The 6,102-nt window shown below is 38.3% G+C and carries 4 protein-coding genes; 3 read left to right on the top strand and 1 reads right to left on the bottom strand.

Going from position 1 to position 6,102, the window contains the following annotated elements; translation table 11 throughout:
• Positions 1 to 11: 11 nt before the first annotated feature.
• A complete protein-coding gene (locus tag D0T87_RS18765; protein WP_163176901.1) occupies positions 12 to 1,862 on the bottom strand; it encodes an endonuclease/exonuclease/phosphatase family protein in 1,851 nt (616 codons plus the stop codon).
• A gap of 1,376 nt (positions 1,863 to 3,238) precedes the next feature.
• On the opposite strand from D0T87_RS18765, the gene D0T87_RS18770 reads away from it, so the two are divergent.
• Genes D0T87_RS18770 through D0T87_RS18780 form a run of 3 tightly spaced genes read left to right on the top strand, consistent with a single transcriptional unit; the run spans position 3,239 to position 5,735 of the window.
• Entirely contained in the window at positions 3,239 to 4,195 is a 957-nt protein-coding gene (locus tag D0T87_RS18770) for a hypothetical protein (RefSeq protein ID WP_163176904.1), read from the top strand.
• Positions 4,189 to 4,968, top strand: coding sequence for a hypothetical protein (locus D0T87_RS18775; protein WP_163176906.1), 780 nt, complete (start codon positions 4,189 to 4,191; stop codon positions 4,966 to 4,968). The genes D0T87_RS18770 and D0T87_RS18775 overlap by 7 nt, the downstream gene beginning before the upstream one ends.
• Positions 4,969 to 4,970: 2 nt before the next feature.
• Positions 4,971 to 5,735 (top strand): metallophosphoesterase, encoded by a 765-nt coding sequence (locus tag D0T87_RS18780; protein WP_163176908.1) that lies wholly within the window; start codon positions 4,971 to 4,973, stop codon positions 5,733 to 5,735.
• The last annotated feature ends 367 nt before the right edge of the window (positions 5,736 to 6,102 follow it).

Raw genomic sequence — 6,102 nt, forward strand, 5'->3', positions numbered from 1 at the left:
GAAATTGGATGCTATAAATCCAATTCTAATAAACTTTCTCCCGCAGGAGTGAGAACTGACAGTGTCATCTCACTCCCTTTTTTCTTTAAAACCATTATTGTAGCTGTTTCGGGAGTAGGTCCACCGCCTACTACAAGCGGATAGTTATTGCCTTCCGTTCCCTTTGCATGATAGGCATAACTATGCGTATGCCCATTTAAGCAGATATCGAAAGGAGCGGTTGATAATGTTCCTCCCCATAATCCCAGGCAGGGGTTATAGGCATCCAGATTCTTTCCATAAATGGGGATGTGATGAATTAAAACACGCTTCTTTGCTTTTTTGAACGCCTGGCTTTTGACTTCTTCTTTTATAAACGCAGCTTGTTCCAGTCTCAACCCCTCGAAGTCGTTCAGACCATAATATACCCAGGTATCGTCAGGTTTATCTTCGCCACAATCTAATAAAACAAAACGGGTATCCCCCCAGTTGAAGGAACCGTAGGTTTTATCTCCGACATAATCAATCAGGTTTCTCAGTTCAATGGAGTATGCATTTCTTATTTCATGATTGCCGCGCATATAAAAGACCGGAACTTCTTCGGCTTTTACTTTTTCATTTATATAAGATAAAAACCCGACAGCTTCTTTTTCATTCTTGGGATCGTCAATGCAATCGCCATTTAAGAACACCATATCGTAATCTATTTCACTGATTACGCTTTCAATCATATCCATCAACTTATTGTTTTTATGAATATCATTTAAAATGATGGCAGTAAAATCTTTTGTTTGTTTGGCTGGGGTGGTAAAGTTATATACTTCGGAATAAGCCGTTTCTCCAAACTCCTTTTTATACGCTTGGTATAGAGTTATTTCACGCGAACAGACTCTGTAACTATACGATCTGCCGGGTTCAAGGCCGGTGAGACGAATTTTATGATGTTTATTGTTACAAATCATTTGTCCATCTACGTACAACTCTTTTCGGGAATCCAGATTGCCATCCAATCCATATTCCACCCATGCATGAACGGGAACATTGGTGAACCATGATACAGTAATGGCACCGTCAGTAGAATTCTGCAAGTACGGCTTGGTGCGGAAGATTTTGTTTTTATCTGTTTTTAAACGGACATCTACATACAGAGGCAGATGGTCTGACGCTAAACGATTATTTAAAACATTCCGGTTCAGTACGGAATAGGTATTCCCTGCATTTTTAAGTCCATAGATGTAGTCAAGACATTCAGTAGGGTGATCTGAGGGGAAAGTTTTTTGTTTGGTGTTACTTAGAACCTCAAAATGTTTCTGTAAAAATTCTTCTTCGGTCGAACCGGGCGACGTGTTCATATCGCCGGCCAGGAACACGGGTTTTGTTGTATCTTTAAGGGCATCTACAATGATCTCTACGGATTTCATTCTATCCTCTTCGGTTAAGGAAAGATGGGTGCAGCAAACAATGTATTCCTGAAATTCTGCAATCAGCAACATACGGGGTTCTTCTTGTCCGGGCAGTGATAAGCGTTTGACATTCAATGGAAGTTTCTTTGAAAGTAAGCCTATGCCATACCTGCCTCCCTGATAATCAATGGCCGGAGCAAACACCGGAAACATCAGGACTTTTTTAGCTAACTCTTCCAGGACATAAATTCCGCCTGTACGGGTGGTAACACTATCCACTTCTTGTATCGCTACAAAATCAGGTGCAACTTCGTTTATCACATCAGCTATCTGCCAGACATCCATTTTATCATTCAGATCAATGCAGTTGTGAACATTGTAAGACATCAGGCGGATGGCGTTGTCTTCTTTGGGCTGAATAGTTTGTGCCGACAGTATGGTACATAACAGGCTACAAAGTATTAGAATAGTGGTTTTCATGATTGTGGGGGTTAAAGTGTTAATTTAGATACAAAGATAAGAATTTGTTTTACCATTTTTCCTATAATCATAAAAACCACTATTCAATTTAGAAAATTACTTCATAATCCTTTCCTGCTATAGTTGAGGATGAATGCTTGAGATCGTTTCGTTTAAATTCCTTTTTATAGGGTTTTCTTGGAAATAGCAAAGTATAGACAGAAATGACATTTTGATAATAGAATGGAACTGTAATCGCAAATTCCGGGCTTGGGGCAGAAAGGGGAGGAAAAATGGCAAAAGAATCACGTTTGTAAAAATCAATAAGATTCAAATTAGTGCAACAATCCATCCAAACAACCAAAATACAACAAAACAAACAACAAATAGATACACAAATCAAAACAAATACAGCAAATACACACTCCAATCGTTTTGCTTAAAACAGACCAACCAGAGAATAAAAATCTATAAAATGAAATACGCTAAACACTTGAGCCGCGCGCTGTCAATACTTGAGCGCTTAACTGTCGATACTTGAGCGCTTGATTGTCGATACTTGAGCCGCGTGCTGTCGACAGTACGCGGCTCAAGTGTAGAAATTATTGCGCTGAGACACCTCCAAATATCAATAATACACTGCACAAACAAGCCTAAGACCTGATTTCAACATCTCATTGACAGTTTTTTAAAAGTTTGTATGTAACCAAAAATAGAGCAAATACTATCTTTTTGATCTGCTTTTACTCACATTTGTGACTTGGCGGATTGATAACCAGATTAATTTAGCGATTCAATCGTTTTTCTGCTTGACCCATAATACTCCTTGTGAGGTTATCCAAACAGTTTTAAACAAGAAAAGGTGCCTAAAAAGACACCTTTACCTTATCTGCTCCGCGGAGAGGGAGGGAACGGAACCAATTTCTCCAAAGTCTTATATATCAGAATGATTCGTCGATAATCGACATGCAGGTTACGAATTGGTTACGAGAAAAAATGACTACTTTGTCCTTCTCTGTCTAACCTTTGTCTGCAATAATCTTAGGTTCAAAATTACTATTTATTTTCGAATATACAACTATACTGTATATCAAATATTTATCCCCAGTGCAAGGTGCAAGCTTATCTATATAGATACTTGCACCTTGCACTGGGACAACATTTGCTTTATTTTTACCTTGATTAATGTAACCGTCATTAACTTAATGGTCATTACATTATTTAGTCCATACAAACCTCAAACTCTCCTCTCGTTTTAGGCGGACATCCCAAATGGTTTAGCAGTTTCAAAGCAATTCTGTGTGGCATTTATTTGCGGTTTCGATTATTATCACTATTTTTGCACCATTATCACTATGTATGATAACGATGCAAAATACAAATGATAACATCTGAATATGAGCAAAACTATATCCATATTAGGAGCATCACAAGAGTTGATTCCGGTACAGCGGGGTAAGCTACGGGGGCTTAATGCAGATATGCTTTTGAGGTTTTCGTTTTATACCATTGACTTCAACCATCAGATTTTATGCGTTATCCAAGTAAAAAATGAGCAGGAAACCATAACACCCCTGAAATATAAAAAAATCACTCAACAGGTTGAAAATGTCATGAGTATGCCCGTTGTCGTTTTGTTAGGTTCATTGCCTTATTATGAACGGGAGCGATTGATAAGTCAGGGTGTGTACTTTATCATTTCAGACAAATATGCTTTCTTACCTTCTTTAATCGCAAATATTCAGGCTAAAAGAAGAGAGAAGAAAACTCAGCCCAAATTAACACCCGCTGCACAATACGTGCTGTTATACTATCTTTTAAAGGAGAACAGTGAAAACGAGTTTACAATTAAGAGATTGGAAGAACTTGTCCCCTACAACTATGTGACATTGGCACGTGCAATTACAAGCCTCGAAGATTGTCAGCTATGTACTGCTGAAATACGGGATTCAGGGATTAAATACATTTGCTTCAAGGATTCTAAACGGGAACTTTGGTTGAGAGCACAAAACTACTTGTCGTCCCCCACAAAAAAAGTTCTTTACTGCGATTCGATACCCGAAGGCAATTTCAGTATAAGCGGAGTGAATGCTTTATCGCATTATTCGCACCTAAACCCGGAACAATATGGGGCAATGGCAATATGGGATAAGCAATTTAGTTCAGAGGACGGACACTATAACGAAATAGAGGGTCTGTACAAAATAGAAATATGGAGATATCCGGCAACAATACCTTATGATTCAAATGGAGGTATTGTCGATAAACTTTCATTGTATTTGGCGATGAAGAACGAGCCGGATTCCCGGATTGAAAAAGAGTTGGAAATTATGATTGAAGAAATGAAATGGTAAAAGGACTGGAAATATTCAAAGAACACTTCGCCGGATTTGAAGACAACTATGTTATTATTGGCGGAACAGCTTGCGACATAGCTTTGCGGGATACAGATATGCGCCCACGAGCAACCGATGATATCGACATGATATTAGTCATTGAGAAGATGACCCCTGAATTTGCTCTGCGCTTTTGGGAGTTTATTAACTTGGGTGAATATAAAAACCGTGAGCGAAAACGAGACGATAAAGAACCGGCAACCGAATTATTCCGGTTTATCAATCCTAAAAATGGGTTTCCGGTTCAAATTGAATTGTTGTCAAAGTTTCCTGACGTATTGGGAGAACCGACAGGATTTCATTTGACACCCATTCCGGCTGGCGAAGACATTTCAAGTTTATCAGCTATTCTGATGGACGAAGAATATTATCATCAGACGATTAATAGTAGTATCATCAAGGAAGGTGTTCGTATTGCAGACCCATTATCTCTTTTATGCTTAAAGGTAAAAGCGTTTCTGAATCTTACAGAAGAGAAGAAAACAAACCCGAATGTTCGTAGCAGTGATATCAAAAAGCACCGTGATGATGTTTTCAAGTTGTTGGCTATGCGCATCGATCCATTCACTCCTGTTGAATTGTCGGCTACGATGAAGAGTGAATTGGTTGCCTTTATTAGAATGATAGAAGATTCTCTGCCAAACCAATCTTTGCGGGATAGTTTGCAACGTACCGACAGTGATATCAGGGGATTTATAGACATTATGAAAGAAATATTCGGTATTAAATAACTATGAAAATTCAATACGCATCAGACTTACATCTTGAATTTCATGATAATTCGAGGTTTCTAAAAGAGAATCCGCTTCTCCCGGCAGGAGAGATTCTTATTCTTGCAGGTGATATAGGATACCTGAACGATGACAATTACAATAAGCATCCGTTTTGGGATTGGGCTTCGGAGAATTACAAACAAGTTATCGTTGCTGTGGGTAACCACGAACTGTACAAATACTACGATTTAGCGAAAATGCCTCAAGGTCTGGTTTGTTCAATCCGGGATAATGTAAAATGTTACTACAATGCTGTTGTCAGGATTGAGAATGTTGATATTATTGTTTCAACATTGTGGGCGAAAATCCCATTGGAAGAAGCCTACCCTACCGAACGTGGGGTTACTGACTTTCACCGAATTTTATACAAAGGAGAAACATTGACTTTTGCTGATTTTAATCGTGAACACGACAAGTGTTTTCATTTTATTCAGAATGAAGTTGCAAGAAGTACAGCTGACCATATCATTGTCGTAACACATCATGTTCCGTCATTCCAATTAGCTTCACCTGATTTTGCCGGAAGCAAAATAAATGGAGCATTTACAGTCGAATTGAAATCATTCATCGAAAATAGTCCGATTGAATACTGGATTTACGGGCATTCACACCGGAATATAGATAAGGTTATAGGGAAAACGCAATGCATGAGCAACCAGTTGGGATACGTATTTCATAATGAACATCACACATTTGATCCCGGAAAGGTAATTGAAATCGGCTAAGATTTGTATCCCTGTATCAAGAGGTATGGAATTTGACTAAGATTATCAAATCTTGTGACCTTTATTCTCTTCTTTTAATAAAGTGCCACCAATAAAGATGGCAATTGTTTTAGATATTAGCTTGCTTTTTATAATTGTCACCTTCATCCCATTTTTTGTCCATTCCATACATCACCCGCTTTCTCATACCGCAAGTCCGGTGAAGCAACAAAAAATAAAAATATCCCTAACTTGTGAGAGTCGGTCAATCTCAATTTTCTTATTTATCATCAGTAGTGTCCGGAGAAATCTTACCAGATGGTTAGCTGGTTTTCATCCTCCTGATTAATATTTAATTTTTTAATACGCTCAAACAACTTGCTTATAG

The organism is Bacteroides sp. 51 (assembly GCF_010500965.1).
In the GTDB taxonomy this organism is placed as follows: Bacteria; Bacteroidota; Bacteroidia; order Bacteroidales; family Bacteroidaceae; genus Bacteroides.

What these genes read in the sequence shown, in the direction of transcription:
- D0T87_RS18770 (WP_163176904.1), top strand. Translation starts at nt 3,239, where the DNA reads ATGAGCAAAACTATATCCATATTAGGAGCATCACAAGAGTTGATTCCG.
- D0T87_RS18780 (WP_163176908.1), top strand. Translation starts at nt 4,971, where the DNA reads ATGAAAATTCAATACGCATCAGACTTACATCTTGAATTTCATGATAAT.
- D0T87_RS18765 (WP_163176901.1), bottom strand. Translation starts at nt 1,862, where the DNA reads ATGAAAACCACTATTCTAATACTTTGTAGCCTGTTATGTACCATACTG.
- D0T87_RS18775 (WP_163176906.1), top strand. Translation starts at nt 4,189, where the DNA reads ATGGTAAAAGGACTGGAAATATTCAAAGAACACTTCGCCGGATTTGAA.